The organism is Nocardioides alkalitolerans DSM 16699 (assembly GCF_000426525.1).
GTDB classification, from domain to species: domain Bacteria; phylum Actinomycetota; class Actinomycetes; order Propionibacteriales; family Nocardioidaceae; genus Nocardioides; species Nocardioides alkalitolerans.
The window spans coordinates 62,338-84,735 of sequence record NZ_AUFN01000016.1; the positions used below are offsets into that span (position 1 = coordinate 62,338).

Annotated in this window: 20 protein-coding genes; 3 read left to right on the forward strand and 17 right to left on the reverse strand. The window is 70.2% G+C overall.

Annotated features, from left to right (window positions below; translation table 11 throughout):
- Positions 1 to 235 precede the first annotated feature (235 nt).
- Together K329_RS0115595 and K329_RS0115600 are read right to left on the reverse strand one after the other, a co-directional pair.
- Entirely contained in the window at positions 236 to 775 is a 540-nt protein-coding gene (locus tag K329_RS0115595; RefSeq protein ID WP_157571770.1) for a hypothetical protein, read from the reverse strand.
- 112 nt (positions 776 to 887) lie between these two features.
- Positions 888 to 1,214 (reverse strand): hypothetical protein, encoded by a 327-nt coding sequence (locus K329_RS0115600; protein WP_157571771.1) that lies wholly within the window; start codon positions 1,212 to 1,214, stop codon positions 888 to 890.
- A 47-nt stretch (positions 1,215 to 1,261) separates the two neighbouring features.
- On the opposite strand from K329_RS0115600, the gene K329_RS0115605 reads away from it, so the two are divergent.
- Both K329_RS0115605 and K329_RS0115610 read left to right on the forward strand, forming a co-directional pair.
- Positions 1,262 to 1,480 carry a hypothetical protein gene (locus K329_RS0115605; protein ID WP_157571772.1) on the forward strand — a complete coding sequence of 73 codons (219 nt, stop codon included), beginning with the start codon at positions 1,262 to 1,264 and terminating at the stop codon, positions 1,478 to 1,480.
- A gap of 35 nt (positions 1,481 to 1,515) precedes the next feature.
- Positions 1,516 to 1,803: a hypothetical protein gene (locus tag K329_RS0115610; RefSeq protein WP_028473783.1), complete on the forward strand. Its 288-nt coding sequence runs from the start codon at positions 1,516 to 1,518 to the stop codon at positions 1,801 to 1,803.
- Between the two features lie 461 nt (positions 1,804 to 2,264).
- Here K329_RS0115610 and K329_RS31500 read toward each other — a convergent pair whose 3' ends face one another.
- From K329_RS31500 to K329_RS0115690, 15 genes are all read right to left on the reverse strand, one after another.
- Positions 2,265 to 3,377 carry a hypothetical protein gene (locus K329_RS31500; protein ID WP_028473784.1) on the reverse strand — a complete coding sequence of 371 codons (1,113 nt, stop codon included), beginning with the start codon at positions 3,375 to 3,377 and terminating at the stop codon, positions 2,265 to 2,267.
- 475 nt (positions 3,378 to 3,852) lie between these two features.
- The gene (locus K329_RS0115620) at positions 3,853 to 4,092 is read right to left on the reverse strand and encodes a hypothetical protein (protein ID WP_028473785.1); all 240 of its coding nucleotides are present in this window, start codon (positions 4,090 to 4,092) and stop codon (positions 3,853 to 3,855) included.
- Positions 4,093 to 4,225: 133 nt separating this feature from the next.
- On the reverse strand, positions 4,226 to 4,666 hold the full coding sequence (ssb, locus tag K329_RS27220; RefSeq protein ID WP_052336975.1) for a single-stranded DNA-binding protein: 441 nt from the start codon (positions 4,664 to 4,666) through the stop codon (positions 4,226 to 4,228).
- 633 nt (positions 4,667 to 5,299) lie between these two features.
- Positions 5,300 to 6,496, reverse strand: coding sequence for a DUF4192 domain-containing protein (locus tag K329_RS0115635; protein WP_028473787.1), 1,197 nt, complete (start codon positions 6,494 to 6,496; stop codon positions 5,300 to 5,302).
- A gap of 357 nt (positions 6,497 to 6,853) precedes the next feature.
- A complete protein-coding gene (locus K329_RS0115640; RefSeq protein WP_028473788.1) occupies positions 6,854 to 7,282 on the reverse strand; it encodes a hypothetical protein in 429 nt (142 codons plus the stop codon).
- A gap of 356 nt (positions 7,283 to 7,638) precedes the next feature.
- Positions 7,639 to 7,977, reverse strand: coding sequence for a histone-like nucleoid-structuring protein Lsr2 (locus tag K329_RS0115645; protein WP_028473789.1), 339 nt, complete (start codon positions 7,975 to 7,977; stop codon positions 7,639 to 7,641).
- A gap of 457 nt (positions 7,978 to 8,434) precedes the next feature.
- A complete protein-coding gene (locus K329_RS0115650; RefSeq protein WP_028473790.1) occupies positions 8,435 to 9,169 on the reverse strand; it encodes a hypothetical protein in 735 nt (244 codons plus the stop codon).
- Entirely contained in the window at positions 9,166 to 10,080 is a 915-nt protein-coding gene (locus tag K329_RS0115655) for a ParA family protein (protein ID WP_052336976.1), read from the reverse strand. Before K329_RS0115655 ends, K329_RS0115650 begins: the two co-directional genes overlap by 4 nt.
- Positions 10,081 to 11,017: 937 nt before the next feature.
- On the reverse strand, positions 11,018 to 12,961 hold the full coding sequence (locus K329_RS27225) for a ParB/RepB/Spo0J family partition protein (protein ID WP_052336977.1): 1,944 nt from the start codon (positions 12,959 to 12,961) through the stop codon (positions 11,018 to 11,020).
- A gap of 404 nt (positions 12,962 to 13,365) precedes the next feature.
- Positions 13,366 to 15,957, reverse strand: coding sequence for a hypothetical protein (locus tag K329_RS0115665; protein ID WP_028473792.1), 2,592 nt, complete (start codon positions 15,955 to 15,957; stop codon positions 13,366 to 13,368).
- Positions 15,958 to 16,650: 693 nt separating this feature from the next.
- On the reverse strand, positions 16,651 to 16,893 hold the full coding sequence (locus K329_RS0115670; RefSeq protein ID WP_028473793.1) for a hypothetical protein: 243 nt from the start codon (positions 16,891 to 16,893) through the stop codon (positions 16,651 to 16,653).
- A 675-nt stretch (positions 16,894 to 17,568) separates the two neighbouring features.
- A complete protein-coding gene (locus K329_RS0115675) occupies positions 17,569 to 17,826 on the reverse strand; it encodes a hypothetical protein (protein ID WP_157571773.1) in 258 nt (85 codons plus the stop codon).
- 687 nt (positions 17,827 to 18,513) lie between these two features.
- Entirely contained in the window at positions 18,514 to 19,887 is a 1,374-nt protein-coding gene (locus K329_RS0115680) for an LLM class flavin-dependent oxidoreductase (RefSeq protein WP_211225880.1), read from the reverse strand.
- Positions 19,888 to 20,081: 194 nt separating this feature from the next.
- The gene (locus K329_RS27230; RefSeq protein ID WP_211225881.1) at positions 20,082 to 20,597 is read right to left on the reverse strand and encodes a flavin reductase family protein; all 516 of its coding nucleotides are present in this window, start codon (positions 20,595 to 20,597) and stop codon (positions 20,082 to 20,084) included.
- 25 nt (positions 20,598 to 20,622) lie between these two features.
- Positions 20,623 to 21,156, reverse strand: a complete 534-nt coding sequence (locus tag K329_RS0115690; RefSeq protein ID WP_281169821.1) for an NADPH-dependent FMN reductase — start codon at positions 21,154 to 21,156, stop codon at positions 20,623 to 20,625.
- 353 nt (positions 21,157 to 21,509) lie between these two features.
- On the opposite strand from K329_RS0115690, the gene K329_RS0115695 reads away from it, so the two are divergent.
- Entirely contained in the window at positions 21,510 to 22,388 is an 879-nt protein-coding gene (locus K329_RS0115695; RefSeq protein ID WP_211225883.1) for an NADP-dependent oxidoreductase, read from the forward strand.
- Positions 22,389 to 22,398: the final 10 nt, after the last annotated feature.

Consider the following 22,398-nt stretch of genomic DNA (forward strand, 5'->3'; position numbering starts at 1 on the left):
GGTTCTGCCACGATCTCAGTGACACCGACGATGAGGTCTTCTGCCGCTCACCGAACCAACGACGCCAACTGCGCCCCAGTGGATCGCAGGCACCCCCATGAGCGCACAGCTCTCGGTCCGTCGAGCGGCGGTCCCAGGGCGGCGGCCCGGAACGCGCGGGCGCTCAACACCTGCCGGACATGGTCGAGCGGAACCAGCGCGGCCCGGCCTCCTGCGAGGGCCAAGTTGGCCGCGATCAATCGAGTGGCGGCCTCAGGGCTGCGGCCCGGAAGGCCCTTGCGCTGAGGACCTGCAGCACGTGGTCGGAGCGGAACCAGCGCCGCCCGGCGTGCTCGGTCGAGGGCAGGGACTCGCGCGCGACGAGCTGATGGATCCGGCTCGTGCTCAGCCCCAGCACGTCTGCGACCGCGGCCTGGGTCCACCACTCGTGCTCGTCGTCGGGCGGGTCACCTCGACGCGGGCGCGACGCCTCCTGCTCGCGATCGAGCCTGCGCTGTTCCTCGCCGCGGCGCTCGGCCGCGACCAGCGGCCGGAGCCCCTCGAGGTCGGCTCGGCGGATCGTGGGCGCGCGCAGCACCGCGCGCTGCTCGACCATCCCGTCCGCCACCGCGCGGCGTATCCGGGTCGTCGTGCACCCCACCAGCACGGCAGCCTCGTCGACCGTGACCCATGCGGCGCGAGCGGCCACCAGTTGCTCGAGGCTGGCCTCGTCGACCTGGTAAACGCCCTTCACCAAGGCGGCGTCCAGAGTGCCGTCGTAGATCAGCTGGTGCACGCGTGCAATCCCCAGACCCAGCGCCTCGGCCGCCTGGCGTGTCCTGACCCCCACGGTCGGCATTTTCCACGCGACCCGATGACCCGTCACGCCCCGGGCGAACTCACGGGGATCAGCGAGGGTTGGTGTGCCCGCCGATCAGCCGGGCCCGGACGCCCTCGGCGCCCTCCCGGACGGCTTCAGGATCCGCGCCAGTGGCCAGGAGAGCGGCCGCGGCGTCGATCATCGCCGGGTCGCTGGTCCCCGGCGAGGCCAGGTAGGCGCCCAGCAGGAACCCCGCCGCGTTGCCGACCAGGTCACGCCGCCCGCCGCCGGCGAGGCGCCGCAGCTGCTCGACGACTTCGGCCCTGGTCTGGTGATCGCGCACCAGGCGCAGCGCGGTGGCGTGAAGCGAGATCACTGCCGCTGTGTCGGGGTCGAGTCCGCTTCGCGCGCCCATGGCCGGTAGTAGAACACGTGTTCGAAGGATGTGGGATGCTCGGATCCGTGACCACCCTGATCGGTACGACCCGCGCCGCCGGCGACGTCCCCAGCATCGTCGACGACCCCGCGACCACCATCGTCGTGGCCTGCAACAGCGAGCCCGACGGCCCCGTGGGCGACTACCAACGCGCCTACGACGCGATCATCGCCCGCGTGCCCGACGGGCGACGCCTGCTCCACGTCCGCCGCGACGACGACGCCACCCCAGACCACACCCTCTAAGGCACGCACGACCGACCGCGAGGAGGTCTTGAGGGGTGTCGGCGAACCCGCCGAAGGACGACCGGTGGAAGCCCTACGACGACGTGCGCCTGGTGCTGGTCCGCAACCCCGGCCGGCTCAAGCCGTCACGGGGGCTGATCTTGGACTGGCGCCGGTCCACGACCGTTGGCGGCGGCCGCCGCGGCTCCTGGGAGGCCCTGGTGACGTACTGCGACGACGCCGCACTGCGGCCGGTGATCAAGACCGAGTGGCTGCCACGTGAGCGACTGATCCCGATCGCGGTTGACCCGAACTGGACCGGCGTCGGCGACCACGCCGGCTGACGGCGCCCCAGCCTTCCGAGCTCACGTCGGTTCGCTGGCACGCCTTGGTCGGCCGCGCGGGAAGGGAGACGCTCGTCTCCATTCTACCGTTCGGTAACCAAGTACGACTGGCTGTGCCACCCTCAGCAAGGGGGTGAATGCCATGGGAATGGGAGACCAGGCAGCGGGGTCCGAGACACCACGGGTGGAGGGTTCACAGATCGTGCAGGTCGCCCGTCTGCGGGCGGGCGACCGAGTGGTGCTGTCGTCCCTCGAGTACTGGGGCTGGCTCGAGCTCGTCGCCATCGACGGCTCGGCGGCCACCGGGTACGCCTACCTGCTGACCCTGCGAGCGCGATGCGCTGCCACCCGACGGCTCGTAGACGTCACGACCTGGCGCCAGGGCTGGGACACTGCGGCCAGACTTTCCCCACCCGCGCGTCTGCGTCGACCGTCCCGATGGGAGGCCCTCCCGCGGTCTCTCAGAGACGTGTGTGCGGCAGTCGGCCGGTCTCGCGCTCGATCTGCGCGATCGGGTCGGTGGCGGGGTAATTCAGCGGCGCGAGCCCGGAGCCGGGCAGCGGCGTGTGCATGCGGGCGTGGTCCAGCAGCTGGGCCTCAGGGGTCGGGTGGGTCTGGAGCTCGTCACGGTTGTCGGCGGCGTAGCGGTCCAGGTCGAGGTCGACCACGACCTCGAGGCCGGGGAACCGTCGTGCTGCTTCGGCCTCGATCTCGACCTGTAGGCGATGGGCGTACTCGGTGCGCTCGCGGTCCTGCAGGTCCTCCAGGGCCTCCAGCCGCTGGACGTACGGCGCCTCGGCCACCGTGCGGCGCGCCGCCAGGTCGACCAGGGCCGCGCGGGCGGCATCGTCACGCGAGACGAACACCGCGAACATGAACGAGTTCGGGTCATCCCGCTGCGCCGCGACTGACGCGATTCCCTCGGCCGTCACGCCGAGCGCGACCAGGTCCTGGCGCCACCGCGCCTCGTCGAACGCCGGAGCGCCCTCGGTGACCGGCACCATCGTGTTCACGCCCTCGCGGGCCTCGATGCGGTACTGCCACACGAACGGACGATCGTCGAACTCGCCGTCCATGACGGTCATGGCGTCGTCGAACTCCCCAGACAGGATCTGGTGGGACTCGTCGTAGAGACCCGAGACGTCCATCAGGTCCTCCAAGATGCCGGCGGCCGGCACTCGCACCCGCACCGGCTCCCTGCGGTGCTGAAGCAGGCCCTGGGGGTCCTCCCCCACGGTCGAGCGCACCATGGCGCGCACGCTCTCGGCCTCCCACGACCCCGGACGACCAGCAAGCGCGGCCTCGACGTCACCGAGATTCGCCACCGCGCCGGTGACCGCGAGCGTCACGAACTCCGCCCAGTCGGTCTGGTCGGTCTGCTCGGTCTGGGCGGTGGTCGGGTGCGGTCGGCGCAGACGTGCGCCCGCGGTCAGGGCCGCGATCGCCGCCTCTAGGTGCTCGTAGTAGTCGCGGAGCCACGCCGTGTCCGGGTCGAGCTGGACAGGCGCATCGGCCCGGTCATCGCCCCCGTCACCCGTGGCGTTGTCGCCGGGTCCGGTCGCAAAGTCGCTCATGGTTCCTGCCAATCAGGTCCGTGCCTCCAGGGTGGGTGCCCCCTTGCCCCGGAGGCGTCTGGTTGTCATCAGTCTCGTGGAGCCGTAGCCGCGGGGCTACCGCTTCTCCACAGGCACCTACCTCGCTCATTTGGACCCATCATCCGGCGCGACACTGACAACGCACCCGCAGATTCCGAACGCCTACCCGTTGCGCCCCCCTGCTGCCAGGCGTCCGCCTGGCCAGCGGGAGCGCGACAGGGGGCTGGTGACGAGGGGGTGGGGACGTCGCGCTGCGCATCAGGCCCCACCCCGCGCTACTCGCAGTGCCTGGGCACGGTGGGAGACGGGCGCCTGCGGCGCGCTTCACCGGCACCCTGGGCGTCGCCCCTGGTTGGGCATCCGGGCTCTCGGCCCCAGGGTGCCCCGGGCAGTGGACGACTGAGGTTCCCTCACGCAGGTCCGTCGGTGAGCGCACCCCGGGCCTGCGCGGTCTTCACTGCTCGACGATCCATCCTCTCTTGCCAGCCCGCCAGGTGATGACGACGAACACAAGGGCGTTGATGGCGAGGACCACGCCCAGCACGAGCAGCGTCCAGTCGACCCAGAGCGGCAACCTTCCACTGTCCGAGCTCACGTTGCTCGAGGAAACGGCCGCGAGCATGAGGCCGACGAACGCCTGCAGCGCCCACCACGTCGCGCCCACGGCCTTCTTCGAGTCCCTCGTCTCGCCCATGCTTGGAACCTAGGCGACCCACGCCGTCGGCTGCGCGTCCTCTGCGAGAGCTTCCGCGCTACCGGCGCACAAGGGGAGGGTGCTCCGCGGGGCGCAGATCCCCGCGAAGCACCCTCCCTGCCCATCCGGGACCTCAGCGGTCGGCGCCGCTGCCGTCGTCGGTGCCGTTGGTGTCGGTGCTGGTGCGGCGCGGGTTCTTCTCCAGCTTGGCGCTGGCGTACGACAGCGAGGCGCCGATCTCGCCGTCGCGTTCGTTGACCACGACGACGTCGCGGGTGCGCTTCTCCCCGGACTCGCGGTCCGCCCAGGTCTCGGTCTCGACGTGGCCGTGGACCACGACCCGGTCGCCGCGGCGGATGGTCTCCGCGACGTTCTCGGCCGGCTGGCCCCACACGGTGACGTTGTGGGCGGTGGGCTCGGCGTCTTCCCACTCCCCCGCCCGCTCACCCGCACTGATGCGGACACGGCGGTTGACCAGGACCCGCAGGTTGGCCACGGCCTTGCCCTGCGGGGTGTAGCGCAGCTCGGGGTCGGCTACGGCGTTGCCGGCGAAGGTGATGACGGTGATGCTCATGGTGGTGTTCCTTTCCGAGAGTCCCGCCCTCGTGGTGGGCGAGATGGGGGCGCGCTGCCCACGGACGCGGGCAGTCGAACGCGCCGATTTCTTGCTGGTGCTGGGGCTGGTGGACCGGTCTGTCCCCTTGCTCCCAACAACTGCCGCGAATCGCGGCCGCGGCTGCTGGTGAAGGGCCGGCCAGGAGCGCAGCGGCGCCGGCATGTCTTGCCCTTCGCCCGCGGGTGCGGCCGTAGAACGATTGCGGCGTTGGGAGCAAGGAAGACCCCGTCTGTCACGGCTCAGTCGTTCACGCCGGTCTGCATCGGTCTGCGCTGTCTGATCCGTCTGAGCCGGATCGGGCTGTCTCCCGGACCCGCGGTGGGGTCCGGGTGTCGCAGCGGGCCGGGTGAGCTGGCGAGCCCGGTCCGCCGGCCCGGGCGGTGTGCCCGGGCTGTCTGCGGTGAGCGGGCACGTGGGTGGGTCGCGAGCTCGTGAGGGGGACAGCGGGGAGGCGTCGCCGGTCGGGGCGGGTCGATCCCGACCCGGCCGGCATCCCGCGCCGCTCGAGGCCGACCGGCCTGCTCGGCTCGCTGACGGTTAGGGACCGGCCCCGGCCCGCCGCGATGGTGCCGACGGGCCGGGGCATGGGGATCAGCCGCGATGTGGACTCTTGGCACCCGCAGCGTCGGGGCGTTTGGAGGTGCCTGCGGCCGCGGACGGGTCGTCGCAGAAGACGCTCGCGAGGTCGTCCCACGCGCTCGGCGGCATCCCGGCGGCCAGGACGTCGTGCAGGATCCCGGCGAGCCCGAACTCGTCCACACGGGCACTCGCCTCGCCGGGCGCGTGGTGGCGGACCTGGTCGCACGCGATCCACGCGAGGGCGCCGTGGCCGTAGAGCCAGGCGGTGAGCCCGGCCAGGATGAGCGGAATCGTGGCGTGCTCGGCCGGGACTCGTCGGGCGATGTCGGCCCACAGGTCGTGGTCGATGCTGGCGGTGGACCTGCTCAGGTCGCCGGTGACGACGTCGCGCAGCACACCGATCCCGACGTCGGCCGCGATCCGAGCCACGGCCTGGTCGTCGACCCGCACCCGGTCGGTGCGCCACTGCGCGACCTGGGCCCGCAGCCACCGGGCCTCCTCGCGCTGCCACTCCCCCGACCCACCCTCGCGTGTCACCTGGGTGTTCAGCCCGGAGTAGAGGCGGGCGCGGTCGGTGCGGACGGAGGCGATGAGGTCGGCCATGGCGTGGTGGCCTGCCCGGTCGCGAGCGGTGGGCTGCAGGTGCGCACCAGCGTCCTCACGGCTGGGGGCGGGGGCACGGCGACCGGCGGCGACCACCGGGGCGGTGACGCGGTCGTGGTCGGCCTGCGTGATGGGGCCGCTGGGTCGGGTGAGGATCCCGGCGGCGTGCAGGCCCCGGACCATCTGGGCATCGGTCTCGGGGTCGAGGAGGTCGCCGTGGTCGATCCACCTACCCACCTGGGTCCCGTCGTTGTTCTCACCTGGGTCGTCGGTGGTGCGGGTGATCTGCAGGACGGGTCCGATGGTGCCGGTGGTGAGCACGGCCGCAACGCCCAGCAGGGCGTCGCGGGCGTCGTTCTGGTCCTCGGTGTAGGAGACCAGCACCCACACGGTCTCAGCAGTGCCATGCCGTGCCGCGGTCTCGCCGATCACGGTCGCGACCTCGAGCACGCTGGACGCGTCGTGCGGGTGGTCGACCCGCAGGTGCGGACCACTCCCCCGCTCGCCCCCGACAGCGAGCACCACAAGGGAGTCGGTCGGCTCGAAGCCGAGCAGGACGGGCACGGTCGCCGCGACGTCGGCGGGGGTCTTGATGGTGAGCCTCATGAGCGGGCTCCTCTCTGCGCCGGGGCCGGGTGGTGGCTTGTGCGTTGCCGACCGTTTTTCGCCCTCCCCGGGCAGGTTCTGATGACGGGGGCCGGTGGAGTGCCTGCAGGCAAGGGGCCGCCCAGCGCGGCACAACGGAGCGCAGCGTCAGCGGAGTGCAGTGGAGCCGGGCGTCTCGGGGCGGGTACATCTCCCCCTTGCCGGAGGGCACGCGGCCCCCAGAATCAGTGGCCCGGGGAGGGGAAAAAGCTCCCCGGAGCGAAGCGGAGGGACGAACACCGTGCGGCCCGCAGGGGCGGCCCATTTCGAGAGCGCAGCTCGGGGCCGTGCAGCTGGCCGCGGGGATACCGACTTGCTTTAACTAGCGGAGCTCGCTGGGTCCTTCGGCGAGATGAGCCGGGCGAGGAGGAGCACGAGGAGGAGATGGCCTGCCAGGACCTCGAGCACGAGGAGCGTGGCGGAGCCCGGCGTTCCGGCGGGTAGCGGCGAGGTGTCGCTGGCGTACCCGATACCGAAGGGGAGGCCGATCAACCAGCCCTGCAGGGGCGCTGAAAGAACCGTCGTGATGATGGCGACCGTCAGGAACGCGCCCGATGAGCGACGCGAGACGAGCCAGACTGCCTGTGACACCGCGGCCAGCCCGCCGAATCCGATGACGAAGGCGATGAAGACCAGACTGCGATGCGGGTCGATAGTCGACTCGCCCGGCTCGGTTCCCCCATTCACGATTGCCGGCACTAGTAGCGCGGTGACGACGATGGCCAGGACGCTGCCGTGCAGGAGCACCGCGGCCAGGAGACGGCTCCACGGGAAAGGCGAGGCACGAGGCGTCGTTTCCATGTCGACACACTCGCCGCGGCGAGACCACCGGCGCACGAGCCCGGGTGCTCAGACACCCCACCACCCGCGCCTACCTCCCGCCTCGCCGCCCGGAAGGGACGGGGCACGACAGGGGCCCGTGGCGGGCGCCCTGGGACGCGCAGAACGTCGCGGGCGCCCGCCACAACAGCTTGCTTCCGCACGTGGGTCGGATCATCCCGGCCAAGCCGTGAACCGATGTCGCCCGTCGCGTGGCGGCGCCTAAGGGACGGGACTCGTCTCGCGGGAGCCACGAGCGGGGCACCGGCGCTACGCAGGGCGGCCTAGTGAGCGGTGTCGTAGGCCTCGCGGACCTCGGCCGAAACGCGACCGCGGTCGGGGACGTCCCAGCCGTTCTCGCGTGCCCAGTCGCGGATCTCCTTGGCACTGGGTCCCGTGGCGGCCGGCGCGGGCGTGCTGGCGTTGCGGCGGCCCCCGCGGCGGCTGCCGCCGGCCTTCCGGCCGGCGTTCACGTACGGCTCGAGCGCGGTGCGCAGCTCTTGCGCGTGCTCGTCGGTGAGGTCGATCTCGTAGGTGGCCCCATCGAGTCCGAAGGTGACGGTCTCGTTCGCCTCGCTGCCGTCAATGTCGTCGACAAGAATGATGTTGACCTTCTGCGCCACGGGGGATTTCCTTCCGAGAACAACTGAGTGGTGGGTGAGCGTTCACCCAAGCATCCCAGTCGTCATTTCCCAGACGCAAGTGCATAGCACTGTGAGCGATTAGGGCCGGCCCCCAGACGCGCCTTCGACCTCAGAGCGGGAGTTCAAAAAATTGCGCGTCGATGAGCACTTCTTGGGATTTCTTCGACGCCCGGGAAGGTCGTCGCGCTCCAGGGTTCGTGGGGTGACCCTGGACGCTGTAATCCACTCCCCCGTTGGGTCGGTAGACGCAATAGCCGATAGGAGCGGATCTACGGTCCAGAGTGCTTTCTTCGACCGTTCTGTGTCCGCCGAACGCCCGAAGGCCCCAGCACCCAATCTGATGACGCCTCCCGATCACCGCCGCTCGCGCCAACGCCCGTCAGGGGCAGCATTGCCGGAAAATGAGTGACGGCGCCCCCACGTCTGGCCGGCGTGCCTACTGCGTGCGCAGGAACAGGCTGGCGTTGATGAGCTCGGTGCGGTCGTTGGCGCCGAGCTCGAGCACCAGCTGGTCGAGGACTTCCAGGTCACGCTGTCGGAGCCGGATCTCGATTGCGACCTTGGGCTCGGCCGCCGAGCGCGGGGGCTCGGCGGTGAAGAGCCCGGTCCGCTGGGGGACCTCAGCCCTGCGCAGCTCGGCGATCCGGTCGGCGAGGCTCCCGTCGGTGTAGCCGGCCTCGACGGCCTCGAGCAGCACCGCGGCGTGTGTGAGGCCGGCCTCACGAGCGTGGCCGGTCAGGTAGCGGTGCGCGCTCTCAGGCATCCGGACCCCGACGCGCACCCTTGTCGCGATGGTGGCGTCGATCCTGACCGGGGCGACGGGATGCGCAGCGCGGGCCGCCGAGTCACTTGGAGCGACCTCTGAGGTCGTCTGGCTCGTGCCGGCGACGCCCACCGACGCGCCGGCAGGGGCGACCTGGTCGGACGCCGCGCTCAGCGCCGCGTCGGAAGCGTCGTCGACCACGCCGGCGGAGGGACCGGCGGAGGGACCGGCGGAGGGACCGGTGGAGGGACCGGTCTCGACCCGGTCGGCCGGGGGCTGCTCGCTCGGGTCCCCCGGCTTGGCCGGGGCTGGGTCGGCGGGCGCCTCCGGGGCAACGGAGGCGAGTCGACGCCGTGGCGGGGAGTCGAGGATGCCGCGGAGGCTCCCGATGCGGTTGTCGGCGCTCATGCCACTCCGATCGTGTCGTGCTCGAGTTCGTCGATGCGCAGCAGAAGCTGCTCGGTGACGCGTACGTAGTCGTCGGCCAGCGCCGGTGCGCTGCCGGGCAGTCGTTGCGGCGCCACCGACGGGTCGCGCAGCGACTTCCAGAACGGCTCGGCGCCTTCGACCTTCTCGGCGAGCTCGTGGACGAGGATGCCCTGATTGCGGGTCTCGCGGGCGACGGCGGCGCTGTCGCGGATGCCGTGGTCGAACAGCGGGGCGACGTCGCCGAGCAGCCGCGTGATGTCGTCCGCAGCGGAGGCGCGCACTCGGGTGGCGGCGGTGGGGACACCGATGAGGACCACACCGAGGATGTCGAGGGCGTGGGCCTCGGAGCGTGCTTCGGCGACGCGGGCGGCGATGCGCTGGATGGCGCGGATCGAGCTGGTGTCGGCCTTGGTGGGGATCAGCAGCCACCGCGAGGCGCTCAGTGCGAGCAGCTGCAGGGTGTCGTCGGTGGGTGGGGTGTCGATGAACACCAGGTCGTACTCCCCCGCCAGCGGCGCCAGACATTCGGCGAGCAGGTCGAAGGTGGCGCGGCCCCGTGCCTGTCGGGCCAGCAGGGCTCCGCCGACGTCGGAGAGGTGTTCGCCACCGGGGATGACGTCGAGGTTGGGTCGGACGTCGGTGAGCACGGCCTGCAGCGGGCCGCCCCCGAGCATGGCGTTCGCGAGGTGGCGTCCGTCGTCGAGCCCGGGATGGTTGAAGTAGCCGAGGTCGTCCGACAGGTCGCCCTGGGGGTCGAGGTCGATGAGGAGCGTTCGATGGCCGGCTGCGGCCGCGAGGCCGGCCGCGTTGGCGGTGAGAGACGTCTTGGACACTCCGCCCTTGCCGGTGGCGACGCACACGACGCGTGCGAGCCGCGTGTAGTCGGTCATGGGCACTCCCCCGCTGGCTCGGTCATCTGGAACGACACCCCTCACCCACGGCGGTCACCAACCGGAAGGCACGTGCGGCGTCGTCATTCATAGGACCACGCCGACAGCCATCACAGGTGGAGCGACACGCCGCAACCGCTGGCCGTGCACCTCCGACGCCCTGCACCTGCCGTACGACACCGCGGCCCAAGGCGGTGCGTCTGACCACCGGGTGCGCCCGATGCCATCAATGATTGGGGTCCATCACTGACTACAACCATTGTTGCGCCCAACCGCAACAAACATCGACGCTTATCGTTGTGCCGTCCAGCCGCCATTGCCAATGCTGTTGCCAGTTGGCCACCCGTCAGGGATCTACCGTAGTCGCGCCGGTCGAGGCTCCCATTGGTGTAGTCGTACGACACTGCATACGCGGCGTCATACATTCCGCCGGACATTCCGCCGGACGGCGAGCCAGACGGTGCGTCATACGCCAACTCGTACGCGAGACCGGCCACATGGTCATACGTTCTGTCATACGCTTTGACCTGCAACGATGTATGTCCAACCCGGTGCGCCATGCAGTCTGAGCTGCTGAGCAATGAACCACACCGGGTGTATGCGTCATCGAGGTCGGACTGCACATCGAGCAGACTAGCCGTGTCCGTGGGGGAGGGGTCGAGAGTTTCTGCCCAGCATTGTCCGCACCGATTCACAACGCGACATCCCGCTTGCTCCCGTCAACGGATGGGCGGGGCTCGATGCCCCCAGGCCCATCCGCATGCCGGGCCGATCCGCCGGGGATACCGACGGCAAGAAATCTCCGGGCGTCAAGCGATCTATATGTCGACATGTAGCCTTCCCGCCGCCCCGTCGGGAGCAGTGGACGTCCTCGGTTGTCCACGACGGGATGGCCCGCCCGGGTGGGCGGACCATCCTCTGCGGGGAGCGGCGTGGTTCAGGCGGTACGGCTGGTGATGGTGAACTCCTCGACGTCGGAGAGGGTGTAGCCCCAGTCCTTGAGCGCTCGCAGGTAGCGGCCTGCGGTGTTGTTCTCGCCATCCTGGCGCCAGGTGTGGCGCCCGGTGCTGGCCTCGATGAGCGCGAGGACCTGGACGAGCGCGATCACGATGCCACGGTTCTCGCTCGCGTCGGCGACGAGCCGGACAGGGGTGGTGTCGACGCCGTAGGTGGGGGAGTCGTCGGTGCTGGCTCCGAGCCAGGCGGCGGCGAGGTGGTTGCCTTCGATGTCACCGAACAGGTGGCGGTCGAGGCAGATGGCGGAGGCAACGAAGGCGGCGGCGCCCTTGGGTGGGGTCTTGCGGGCGGCCAGGTGGGTGGCGATCCAGTCGCGTCGCACGGTCTGGGCGGCGTACCACGCCTTGTTGTTCTCGATGACCAGGCGGCGCTGGGCGCGCTTGGTCTCGGCCTCGGCTTCAGCGGCCTCGGCGCGCTTACGGGCTGCGCCGGCCGCGTCTTCCTCGGTGGGGGAGAGGCCCGACCCCGACGGGTCGCTGCTCCCGGTGTCGTCGGGGTCGGTGACGCGGTCCCAGAGACGCACGTGGCCGTTGATGTGCCAGTCGGTGCAGCCGTAGGTCACGTCCCACCGCGCGACCTGCTCCGCGTCGTCCCACGCGGCGACGTGGGCGGCGATCTTGGCGGGCTCCTCGGTGCCGTCGTCCTCGATCTCGGGGGCTTCCTCGTCCAGCTCGTTGCCGGCGGCGTCGACCCAGACGTAGGTCTCCTCGGCCCAGGCGACGTGGCCGGGGCACGAGCCGTGCACGCCTGCGTATTCGGCCGGGTCGGTGAGCGTCCCTGGCTCGGTGTGGGGGTCGAGCCGTAGCCCGCTGAGCGCCTTGGTGATGTTGTCGTGCCAAACGGGCGCGTCGATGACGGTGACGCCCGCCTCGGCGATGGGGGTGAGGACCGCCTCGCGGGCGGCCTCGCGGGCGCGGTCGTCGCGCAACCGCTGGGCGACGTGCTCGAACCTCCCTGTCCGGACGGCGCCGCGCAACGCGGTGACGGCATCGGTGTCGTCCTCGAACTCCGCGACGACAGCCAGCTGGTCGAGGTTCATGTCGTCCCACCGGGCGGCGGCACCGCTGGCGAGCGCCGACTTGCTGACGGTGAGGGCGGCATCGACGTCGCCGCGCTTGATCCGCGCGCGCTTGGCGATCTGGTTCGCGGACAACCCGAACGCGGCCAGTTGCCCGACGGCGGCGAGGTCGTCGGCGACGCTGAGCCCGGCGCGGTGGGTGTTCTCGTCGCGCTGCTCGATGACTCGGCTGATGCCGTCGGCGGCTTCCTCGTCGCCGGTGACGTTGTCGGTGGTTCCAACCAGGTACACCGGAACGGTGTCGCGCCCGGCCTCGACGGCCGCGAGGGTGCGGCGGTGCCCGAAGCGCACCACGAGGGCCTCGCCACCGGCGCCGTCCGAGCCGTCCGAGCCGTCCGAGCCGTCCGAGCCGTCCGAGCCGTCCGAGGCTTCGCCGGTGCCGTCGACGGTGCCGTCGGTGAGGGTCTGCTCGATCTTCGCGCCCACGTAGACGAGAGCAGTGATCGGCTCAAGGACACCGAGGTCGCGGATGGAGTCGATGAGGCCCTGGTCGGGCTGTGCATCGCGCACGTTGCGAACCAGGTGCAGGAGATGCGGGTCGACGTGCACGATGGTCCCGACCTGCTCGGCCCATTCACCGGTGCCGGTGGCGATGGGGGAGTGGTGCTCACCGCCGTCGGTTCCGTGGCCTCCATGGATGGTGTCGTCGCGGTGACGCGTGTCCGGCTCGCCGTCGATGGACCCCGCGACGTTCACCTCGTGGATGGGCTCGTGGATGGGCTCGTGGGTGAGCTCGTCGTCCGTGACGGTGTTCCGGGTGCTGGTGTTCCTGCTGCTGGTGGGCATCGCTGGCCTCTTCCTGCGCGGGGTGTGGGTGGCGGCTTCTGCGTTGCCGACCGTTCTTCGCCCTCCCCGGGCATGGGAGATCACGGGCCGGTGGAGCCGGCCGGAGGCAGGGAGCGGCCCAGCTGGCGGAGCTCGCGGAGCCGGCGTCTCGGGGCGGGTGCTACTTCCCCTTGCCGGAGGTCGGCGCCGGCCCACGATCGGGTGACCGGGGAGGGGCTTGAACTCCCCCGTAGCGCCAGCGGAGGGACGACACCGTCCGGGCGCGAGCCCGTGCCTGATCGCCTGCTCGCCGGCCGGCCCGGTCGGCCAGCTCGTTCGACGGGGAGTCACCGCATCGATCCTTGAGTCGGCCGCGGGCTGACCTGCCTGAGCCTCGATTGCGCCTCGACCACCCATCAACGGGGTCAGCCCGCGAGGTTCTCCATTCCGGGGAGGGCCTCGGCGCTGTGCTGCCCGTGGTGAGTGCGCTGTCGGGTCGCTGCGTTCGACACAGCGTCGACGGGGTGCCGGGCCGTGGTCGAGCGGCCAGGGTCGGGCCACCCCTGGGGCACGTTCCATCGCGTGCGGTGGTCGCTCCATGCCATAACTGCGGCTGCTTTCTCGGGTCCTGAGAGGGCAGCGAACGCCGCGGCGCGCTCGGCGCTGCGTTGGGCGTAGTCGCGGCGGCCGAGCTCGAGGCACCAGGTGTCGTGTCGGGTGCGTTCGTCGATGCCGAGGTGGTGTCGGTGCTGGGCCCAGCGTTCCTTGAGGCGTCGCTGGTCGTCGATGGAGTGGCCGGCGTACGCAGCGGCGTGGTGCTGGGAGCGTTCGCGTCGCTGTTCGGGGGTGTGGTGCGCGCACCAGCGTTCGTAGCGGTCGCGGGCTCGCGCGCGTTCTCGTGCGACCGCGGCGGTATGGGCTCGTCGCCAGCTGGTGCCGGATCCGGTGCGGTATGCGGCGCGTTCGATCGCGACGCGTTCTTCTGCGCGCGCTCGCTTCTCAGCGGCCACGGCTCTCAGCGCCCCAGTGTCGGTGGACGTGTCGGTGAGGGCCTGGGCGTCGAGTCGTCGGTAGGTCCCGTCGGGGAGGACCTGGGCGAGGCCTGCGGTGATGAGGGAGGCCGCGTGGGTGCGAACGGTGCGTTCTTGCCGGGGCGTGAGCCGGGTAGAGCGATCTGACGTGAGGCCGGCGTGGTGGGCGGCCTCTTGGAGGTCAGCGCTGGCGTCGGTGGGGGAGGGCAGTGCCCGCCAGAGGCTGTGGGCAGCTGGGGGTAGGTGGTGCCAGAGGCCGGAGCGGTGGGGGGTGTGAGAACCAGGTGGTAAAGGAACGGACACCCCGGGCTTGTCCTGAAGGTCGTTTCTCGAAAGTCCGGGCTGTCGGTAGCGGGGCGCGAGGGCGAACTCGTGGGACGAGGTGTCGCGGCGGGTGGGGTCGAAGGTGGTGAGGAGGGCACCGAGGCGCGCCGGTCCTGGGTCGTGCTGGGCGGCGGGTCCGAGCCGAGGCGTGGCCCCGTGGCCCGCACGATCGGCTCGGTGATCGCCGTCGTCGCGATCGGTGGGGCCGGCGGGGTCGGTGCGGTGGCCGAGGAGGGCGAGGGCCGCGGCGATGGTGGGTCGCGAGAGACCCGTGTCGAGGTGCAGGTCGCGCTGGGGGCAGGGGACCTGGAGCTGGCCGGTGCGGGCCATGCGGTCGAGGAGGGTGTGGGCGACGAGCAGGGTGCTGTGCCGCTGTCGGGGTCCCCATGCCCACTGCAGGTCGATGAGGCTGCGGCGTGCGGCCTCGACGGCGTGCAGCACCTGAGGGCTGGGCTCGGCGACCCGCCCGACGTGGCTGGGCTGGCTGGCCTCCCTGGCCTGGCTGGGCTGGCTGGCGCCTGCACGCGCGGTGGTCTGGTGCTGGCGCTCCGCCTCGCGCCCGCCGGTGGCCGCGTCAGTGCCCGCACCGTTGGTCGCGCTGGGGTCCTCGGTCTGCTTGCGCCAGGTGGTGTCGGTGGCGGCGGCGGCGTTCCAGTGGAACTTGATCCACCATGCGCGGCCGCGGCGCCGGGCGTGGGTCATGGCGTCGGGGTGGGCGGCCTCGATGGTGTCCCAGGCGTCGTCGAGGCCGTAGCCGGCGCGCAGGAGCTCGGCGGTGGCGACGAGGTCGACGGCGGAGGCGGACTGGTCGCCGCCGCCGATGCGGGGGCGGACGCCATGGGCGAGGTAGGCACGCCAGATGGGTGGCAGGTCGCGGCGGCGGCGTTCGAGGGGCATGAGCGCGGTGACCGATGCGCGCCGGGTGCGGCGCCTGGGGGTCGCCGTCGGCTCGGACGCGACTCCGTCGGCGCGGCTCTCGCCAGCGCCGGCACCGGGACTGCTCTTACGGGTCGTCGCGTCGCGCCCCGCGGCCGGCACGGTCAGGCGGACGGCGATCTGCTGGAGGTGGCGTAGCCGCTGGACGAGGGGGCCTTCGGGCTTGGTGGTGCGGCCGTTGCGGTGGGGGGCGGTGAGGGGACGGATCGCGGTGCGGGCCTCCAGGGCCTTGGCGGGGAGCCCGTGCTCGGTGCGCAGGTCCTCGATGAACGCGGGGAGCTCGTCGACGAGGTGGTCGAGCTGGTCGGGCGCGGCGTGCAGGTAGAGGTGGCTGCGGCCGGTGGCGCCGCCGGAGGGGCGGGTGAGGTGCCAGATGCCGCGGGCGGTGGCCCAGCCGGTGAGCTGGTCGAGCAGGAGGTAGCCGTGGGCTCCGGGAACGTCGATGTCGACGGCGCGGGCGGCGTCGACGAGTCGGCCGACGACGGTGGCGGGCCGGTGGCCGCTGTCGCGGGCGGCGTCGACGATGTCGAGGCCGTTCTCGAGGGTGGTGACGACGATGCCGGGAACGGCGCGGTTGGTGGCGTCGATGACGAACCAGCCACCGGGTCGGAAGAGGATCTCGTCGATGGCGAGGGTGGCGGCGGCCCACGTGGGCCGGCGGAGCGCGGCCGCGCCATTCTCGGCGTCGGCGACGTCGGCGTGGTCGCTTCCGGTGGTGGTGGACATCAGACCTCCACCTCGCGCGACGTCTGGTGGGCCGGTCGCCGCAGCCCGACGGCACCATCGCCGGCACCGACACCCGCACCCGCACCGACACCTGCATCGGGACCGGCGGGGGTGTCAGACGACCTGTCATACGCGGTGTCAGGCGTCCTGCCAGGCGCAGTGTCAAACGTGCTGCCAAGCGCACTGCCGGGCGTGCTGTCAGACGGAGCGGAACCAGCGCGGGCGGTGCGAGCGACGCGCTGGGGCGGGCGCGCGGGGGAGAAGACGACGCCGGCGCAGACGCCGGTGAGTCCCCAGGGGTCGTCGCCGCGGCGGTAGGCAGCGTCGATGCGCAGCGCGTCGAGGAGGCAGGCGGTGGCGAGAGGGCAGCGTTCGCAGACCTCGGCTGCCTGGGCAGCGAGGTTGAGATCGGTGAACTTCTCGGGTGTCGCTCGACAGGGTCGGGCGACACGCGACACGCGCGGCGGGTCGGTCAATACCGTTTCCGCGCGCGAGCATGCTGCTAGCATCGCGCTTGCCTCACTCAGTGGTTGGTCCCGTTGATCTGAAGGCGTAACTGAGCCCCTCCTTGGCGGGAGAGCTCATACATCACCGTCTAGGCGGTGGCGGTCAGGAAGAGTTGGCGCTCTTGCCTAGCCGAATAACTAAGACTTCCGAGGTCACCGTGTTGGCGCACGGTGGCCTCGAGTCATTTCAGGATGCGCTCTGCAGCGGCAGCTCCTCGTCGTCGTTGGGGCGAGCCGGTCCGTCGAACCACGTGGGGCGACCGTTGGCGTCGATCGCGGTGTGTTCGAGGATCAGTTCCAGGGCGTGAGCCTGGCTCACGCCGAGGTAGTCGGCGATCGAGTCCACCTTCTTCTTCAGCGGTGAGTCGACCTTGGCGAAGAGGTTCACCTTGTCTTGCACGGTGCCGCGCTGGCGGTACGGACGAGCCATGCTGTTCTCACCCCTAGAGTCCCGTGGACTTTCGATTGCGAAATTGGTTCCGGGGTAACTCTGTCGGCGCGCACCGGTGTTGTCGCGCTCATCGGTGGCGTGTCGCGCCGATTCGATTGCGAAATCGGATCCCCGGGCGCCGGCACCCGTGTCACCCCAGACGGCGTGCGACGACTCAGCTACTCGAGCTGGCGCCGAGCATCGAAGACGGGCGACGCGGCGCGTGGTCGCACCGCCTTCACGGGTCCCTGCCGCGTCGGGACCGGGCCGCCTCGAGCGGTGGGCCTCACTGACCCGGGGCAGAGCGCCGGCCCCGGATCGAGGACGTGCGCCCTCGATGCCGGCCGCCTCGCAGATCTTCCCGCCATCCCGCCTGCCGGAGAGCAGCACCACGGCACGCGCGCTCAGTCGTGTGGGCAGGTCGCGCGGCCCGGTCGGCACCGAGGTGCGGACGGACGGGGCGACACGCCGACAACTGTTTTCAGGCGCGGTCGGGAAAAGGCGCGGTGCTAACATCAACTCGTCCTTGTGCTAGGGGACGCGAAAAGCCCGGCAAGGCTTTCCGGAGGAGTGAGATCACCGTCGAGGCGGTGGCGGTCAGGCGAGCTACGAACTCGAACTGCCGAACTAAGAGTGACTACGAGGCCCGCCCGGCAAGGCGGGCCTCAAGTCATTTCAGGAGGCGCTTGCCAGCGGCAGCTCCCTCTGGGCCGTGTCGCTACTGGTGGCCGGCAGGGGCGTCTCGACGCCGACCGCGTTGCTCACCAGGTACGCGATGTAGTCGCTGTAGCTGAGACCGAGACGGTGCGCGTCATCTCGGACTTTGTCCGCCGCCTGACGCGGGATCCGCGTCATGAAGGCGTGTCGGTCACCCTTGCTCGGTCGTCCAGCCATGCGTCCATCAAAGACGGCTATTTCTGAAATGCGCTGCATTTATCGCCTGGGCGGCGTGTCGGGCCCAGGGCCCCAGGAGCGGGACTCCCCGGCCCGCTTGGTGGCGTTCGCATGAACCTGCTCAGCCCCGGAGACGGCATGCTCCAGGGTCGATCCTCGTCACTGCCGTGTCCGTCCGACCCGGCGACCCCGCAAACGCCCGCGAGCCGTGAGGACTTGTCGTCTCATGGGTGCCCTCGCCGCAAGCGGAATCACGAGACGCCGCACGCTCAGCGCGCGGCGTCGACAAACCCGTAGGACTGGCCCGCCAGGAGGGCACTGATCCGAGCACGGCGATCGAGCTGGGGATCCTGGGCTGATGAGCAGACCCACCTTCGAGGTGCCGTGCTGCGTCCGTTCCCTACGGGTCGGCTCGGGTCGCGCGAGGGGGGCAGCGCACTTCTCCCTCGGCTGTGCGCCTCCTCGGGGGCCCGCACGCCGGTGATCCAAACCGGTCATCGCCACGCTGGCACCCAGGGGCCAACTGGCAGGCGGCGGGCTGAACGTCCTTGCATGCAATCGACACCCCGCGAACGAGAAAGGTCGCACCCGTCCCCATCGCGACCTCGAGGACTCACAGCCCCCTGTTTAAGACGTACGAATATTCTTCCGGTCTGCGAGGAGCAGCCAGCCGGTCGAGACGTCTCGACCGGCCGACTCCCACGTGTGCAGCCCGCAGCGGAGACGTCACACGCCGACGTACTCGTCGTTCTCTCGATAGCCACTTGCCGGGTGAGTCTCTCCGAGGAGCGGACCGGCTCCGGGGAACAGCTTCTCGCGAAGAGTGCCGTCGCGGTACTCGCGCTGCATGAGCCCGCGCTCCTTCAGGACGGGGGTGACGTGCTCCGCGAAGTCGGTGAACGAACCAGGCACGGTGATTGACATGACGTTGAAACCGGTGACCCCGGCACTGGCATAGCGCTCGATCTGATCGGCGATCGTCTCCGGGGTGCCAGTGATCCGCCACTGGCGGACCTGGTCGCGACCGAAGTCGGCAAGGGTCGGGGTGGTGCCCGCGGGAGCGTTCTCGATCGCCATCTTGATGAATCCGGCGCGGATCCCCTGAATCTGTTCGGCGACGTTGACGAGCGGCTCGTCGGGCGCGAACTTCGTCAGGTCCACACCGGCCGCCCCGCTGGCCACAGCCATCTGGGCAGTCACGTCGGTCCACTCGTCCAGCTCATCGGCCTTGCGCTGCGCCTCCTCCTCGGTGGACCCGACCACGAAGGTGAGCCCCTCCATGAAGTGGATGCGCTCAGCGTCACGACCGTACGAGGTGGCGAGCGCCTTGACCTTCGAGACCTGCGAGGCGGAGGCCTCCGGACTGCCGGAGATCAAGAAGAGGCCCTCGGCGTTGCGTGCGGCGAAGTCCATACCGGCCGGGGATGCGCCCGCCTGGAACAGCACCGGGGTGCGCTGAGGCGACGGCTCAGCAAGGTGTGGACCCTCGACCCGATACCTGGCGCCGACGTGATTGATGCGGCGGACCTGGCGCGGGTTGCTGTAGATGCCTGCTTCCTTGTCCTTCAGGACGGCGCCGTCGGCCCAGGAGCCCTCCCACAGCTTGTAGACGACCTCGGCGTACTCAGCGAGCCACCGGTAGCGCTCGTCGTGATCGACGAGCCCGTCCAGGCCCATGCTGCGGAAGCCGTTCTCGGAGAAGCTGGAGACCATGTTCCACCCGATCCGTCCCTTCGTCAGATGGTCGAGTGTCGACATCTGACGAGCAAACGGGAACGGGTGCTGCTGGAGGACCGAGCTGGTGTACACGAAACCCAGGTTCCGTGTCGCCGCCGCCATCGCGGAGAGGAGCATGGAGGGCTCGCTGTTCGGGATCTGCAGCGCCTTCTCGAGGAAGACGTCAGTCGAGCCGTTGATGGGGGAGTACATCCCGAAGTTGTCGGCGATGAAGATCGAGTCGAAGTGGTGCCGCTCGGCCAGCTGCGCCAGCTCGATCCAGAATTCGAGGTCGTTGTACTCAACGGCCCGCGACTCCGGGTGCCGCCACATCCCGTGCGAGATGTGCGACGGAGTGTCCATGATGAAGAAGTTGTAGGCCAAGGGTCGGGAGTGAGCGGGCATGTGATCGGGCCTTTCGACGGCTCCTGCGACTGGGCAGGTTGTGGAGGATGATGGAACTGCTCGACGGCGGACCGTCGACCGCAAGTCCCGACACGGCGGATTGCGGATTGGTCCCGGACGCTTGGCCGACGCGCTCGACGGCACGACCCGGGCCGAGTCCGGCACTCAGGCGCTCAGGCGCTCTGATCAAGCTCCCGCAGGCTGCGGTACCGACCTTCGAAGTAGAGCAGTGGTTCACCGGATCGCCAGTCAGACGGGCACAGCTCAACCACTTCGCCGATGACGATCGAGTGGTCGCCGGCGTCGTACTCGGTCCAGATCGCGCAGTCGACCCACATCAGGGAGCCGGCGATGACCGGGTTGCCGGACTCGGCAGGATGCCACTGGATGCTGGACCACTTGTCCGTGCCGCGCCGAGCGAACTGCGCCGACACCTCGGCTTGCTCCGACGCCAGCACGTTGACCGCGAACCGGCCTGCCTTGCGGATGCGCGGGTAGGTAGTCGACGTCTTCATGACACTGAAGGAGACGAGCATCGGGTCGGCGGACACGCTGGAGAACGACTGGCAGGTGAAACCGATCGGTCCGGTCTCGTCGACGCCGCTGATGATGGTGATCCCCGAAGCGAACTTGCTCATTACGTCGCGGAAGGCGCGAGCGTCGCCATCACGGAGGGGGGCAGTGGTCACGGGGCAACTCCTTGATTCGGAAAGTTCATGCTCGGGGGAGCGCGGTCGCGGCGGCAACGCGCGCGAGTCGGTCGAGGTTGCGGGAGTACTCGGCAGCAGCTGCCTCGACGACCTCTTCCAGCTTGTCGAGCTGGCTCAGCGCGATGTAGAGGCCCCGTCCGGGGATGACGGCGCCGAGCTCGCTCAGCAGCGGCGCCAGTGTGAATGTCGGACCCATCTGGTGCCCGAGGTCTGCGCCGGTGTGCAGCGGTATGGCGGTCACACCGGCGAGGCCGTTGGCGGGGTACCGGTCGAGGAACGCCTTGAGGAGGCCGGTGTAGGTGGCCTTGTACGTGGGGGAGGCCACCACGACGAGATCCGACTCGGCCACCGACTGGTTGATCGCCTGAAGCTTCTCGGATGGCCACACCAGCACCTCGTCCGCGTAGTCAGCCAGGTCGACGACGTCGACGGTGTAAGCGCCTGGCGCCAGGAGCTTGCTAACCAGCAGTTCGGCGAAGCGAAGTGTGCGGGACTGGGGCTTGGGATTGCCCACGACGATCGAAACTCTCAGAGACACGTTGCTGCTCTCATCCTTGCCGATGAACGGGGATAGGAGAGCAGTCGGACCGCATGCACGCCACGCGTCGCGGGGAGATGCGGAGCTACTGCTCCTCCATACTCCACCGGGATCTTGTGGCTCGGTGGGCCTGCGACGTCTTACGTCGCAGGCCCATTATGTCGAATGTGACCGGGAGCACAAGTGGTTCGACCTGATGGAGCCACTTCTGGTGGGCCCGTGGGTGAGAGCGCGCCAGCCGGAGGAGAAAGGCGGTTGTTGGTTGACTAACATGTCACACTCTTGCCATGAGGCTGTCAAGATTTGTGCGCGCTGCGGGCCTCGAGCAGTTCGGAGGGCCGGAGGTGCTCACCATGGTCGAGGTGCCCGCGCAGCTGCTAGGCCCGGGTGACGTGCGATTGCGCGTCCGCGCCGCCACCGTCAACCCCACGGACACCATGCTGCGCGCAGGCGATTACCTGCAGTACTACCCCGATGACCCACTGCCTTGGGTCCCTGGCATGGACGTTGCGGGGGAGGTGACCGAGGTGGGCGAGCGCGTCAGCCACCTCCGGGTCGGAGAGCTCGCCATGGGAGTGGTCGCGCCCCACGGCGCCTACCGCGAGGACATCGTGTTGCCCGGCGACTCCGTGGTACCCGCACCGCAAGGCGTCGGTGCCGCGGCCGCAGCGACGGTGCCGATGAACGGGATGACGGCGTGGGCTGCTCTGCGCGCCTTGGCGCTGCAGCCGGGACAAGTGCTCGGAGTGACGGGGGCCGCGGGATGCTTCGGTGGATACGTGGTGCAGCTGGCCAAGGCGGCTGGGCTGACCGTGGTGGCCGATGCCTCGCCCAGCGACGAGGAGCTGGTCCGCGGGCTGGGGGCTGACATCGTCGTGCAGCGTGGCGATGACGTCGCCCGCCGGATGCGCGAGCAGGTCCCTGACGGCGTCGACGGGCTAGCCGATGGTGCTGTGCAAGGCCAGCTGACACTGGGCGCGGTCAAGGACGGAGGCGGGATCGCCACGGTTCGCAACTACGTCGGTCCCGACGAGCGAGGTCTGCGCTACTTCCCGATTCTCGTGGGAGATGTCGCTGAGGAACGCGAGGCGTTGGACGGGTTGCGCCGCCAGGTGGAGGCCGGGGTCCTCACTCCGCGGGTGGCACGGACCTTCCCTGCCGAGGAGGCCGCGCAGGCGCACCGCATGTTGGAGGGTGGGGGCGTCCGCGGAAGGATCGTGCTGAGGTTCTGACCCAGTCGAT

Excerpts from the sequence above, each read along its gene's own strand:
- ssb (WP_052336975.1), bottom strand. The coding sequence starts at position 4,666 with ATGAGCATCACCGTCATCACCTTCGCCGGCAACGCCGTAGCCGACCCC.
- K329_RS0115655 (WP_052336976.1), bottom strand. The coding sequence starts at position 10,080 with ATGACCGACTACACGCGGCTCGCACGCGTCGTGTGCGTCGCCACCGGC.
- K329_RS0115675 (WP_157571773.1), bottom strand. The coding sequence starts at position 17,826 with ATGCAGCGCATTTCAGAAATAGCCGTCTTTGATGGACGCATGGCTGGA.
- K329_RS0115665 (WP_028473792.1), bottom strand. The coding sequence starts at position 15,957 with ATGTCCACCACCACCGGAAGCGACCACGCCGACGTCGCCGACGCCGAG.
- K329_RS0115650 (WP_028473790.1), bottom strand. The coding sequence starts at position 9,169 with ATGAGCGCCGACAACCGCATCGGGAGCCTCCGCGGCATCCTCGACTCC.
- K329_RS27225 (WP_052336977.1), bottom strand. The coding sequence starts at position 12,961 with ATGCCCACCAGCAGCAGGAACACCAGCACCCGGAACACCGTCACGGAC.
- K329_RS31500 (WP_028473784.1), bottom strand. The coding sequence starts at position 3,377 with ATGAGCGACTTTGCGACCGGACCCGGCGACAACGCCACGGGTGACGGG.
- K329_RS0115635 (WP_028473787.1), bottom strand. The coding sequence starts at position 6,496 with ATGAGGCTCACCATCAAGACCCCCGCCGACGTCGCGGCGACCGTGCCC.
- K329_RS0115695 (WP_211225883.1), top strand. The coding sequence starts at position 21,510 with ATGGTCGAGGTGCCCGCGCAGCTGCTAGGCCCGGGTGACGTGCGATTG.
- K329_RS0115670 (WP_028473793.1), bottom strand. The coding sequence starts at position 16,893 with ATGGCTCGTCCGTACCGCCAGCGCGGCACCGTGCAAGACAAGGTGAAC.
- K329_RS0115600 (WP_157571771.1), bottom strand. The coding sequence starts at position 1,214 with ATGGGCGCGCGAAGCGGACTCGACCCCGACACAGCGGCAGTGATCTCG.
- K329_RS0115620 (WP_028473785.1), bottom strand. The coding sequence starts at position 4,092 with ATGGGCGAGACGAGGGACTCGAAGAAGGCCGTGGGCGCGACGTGGTGG.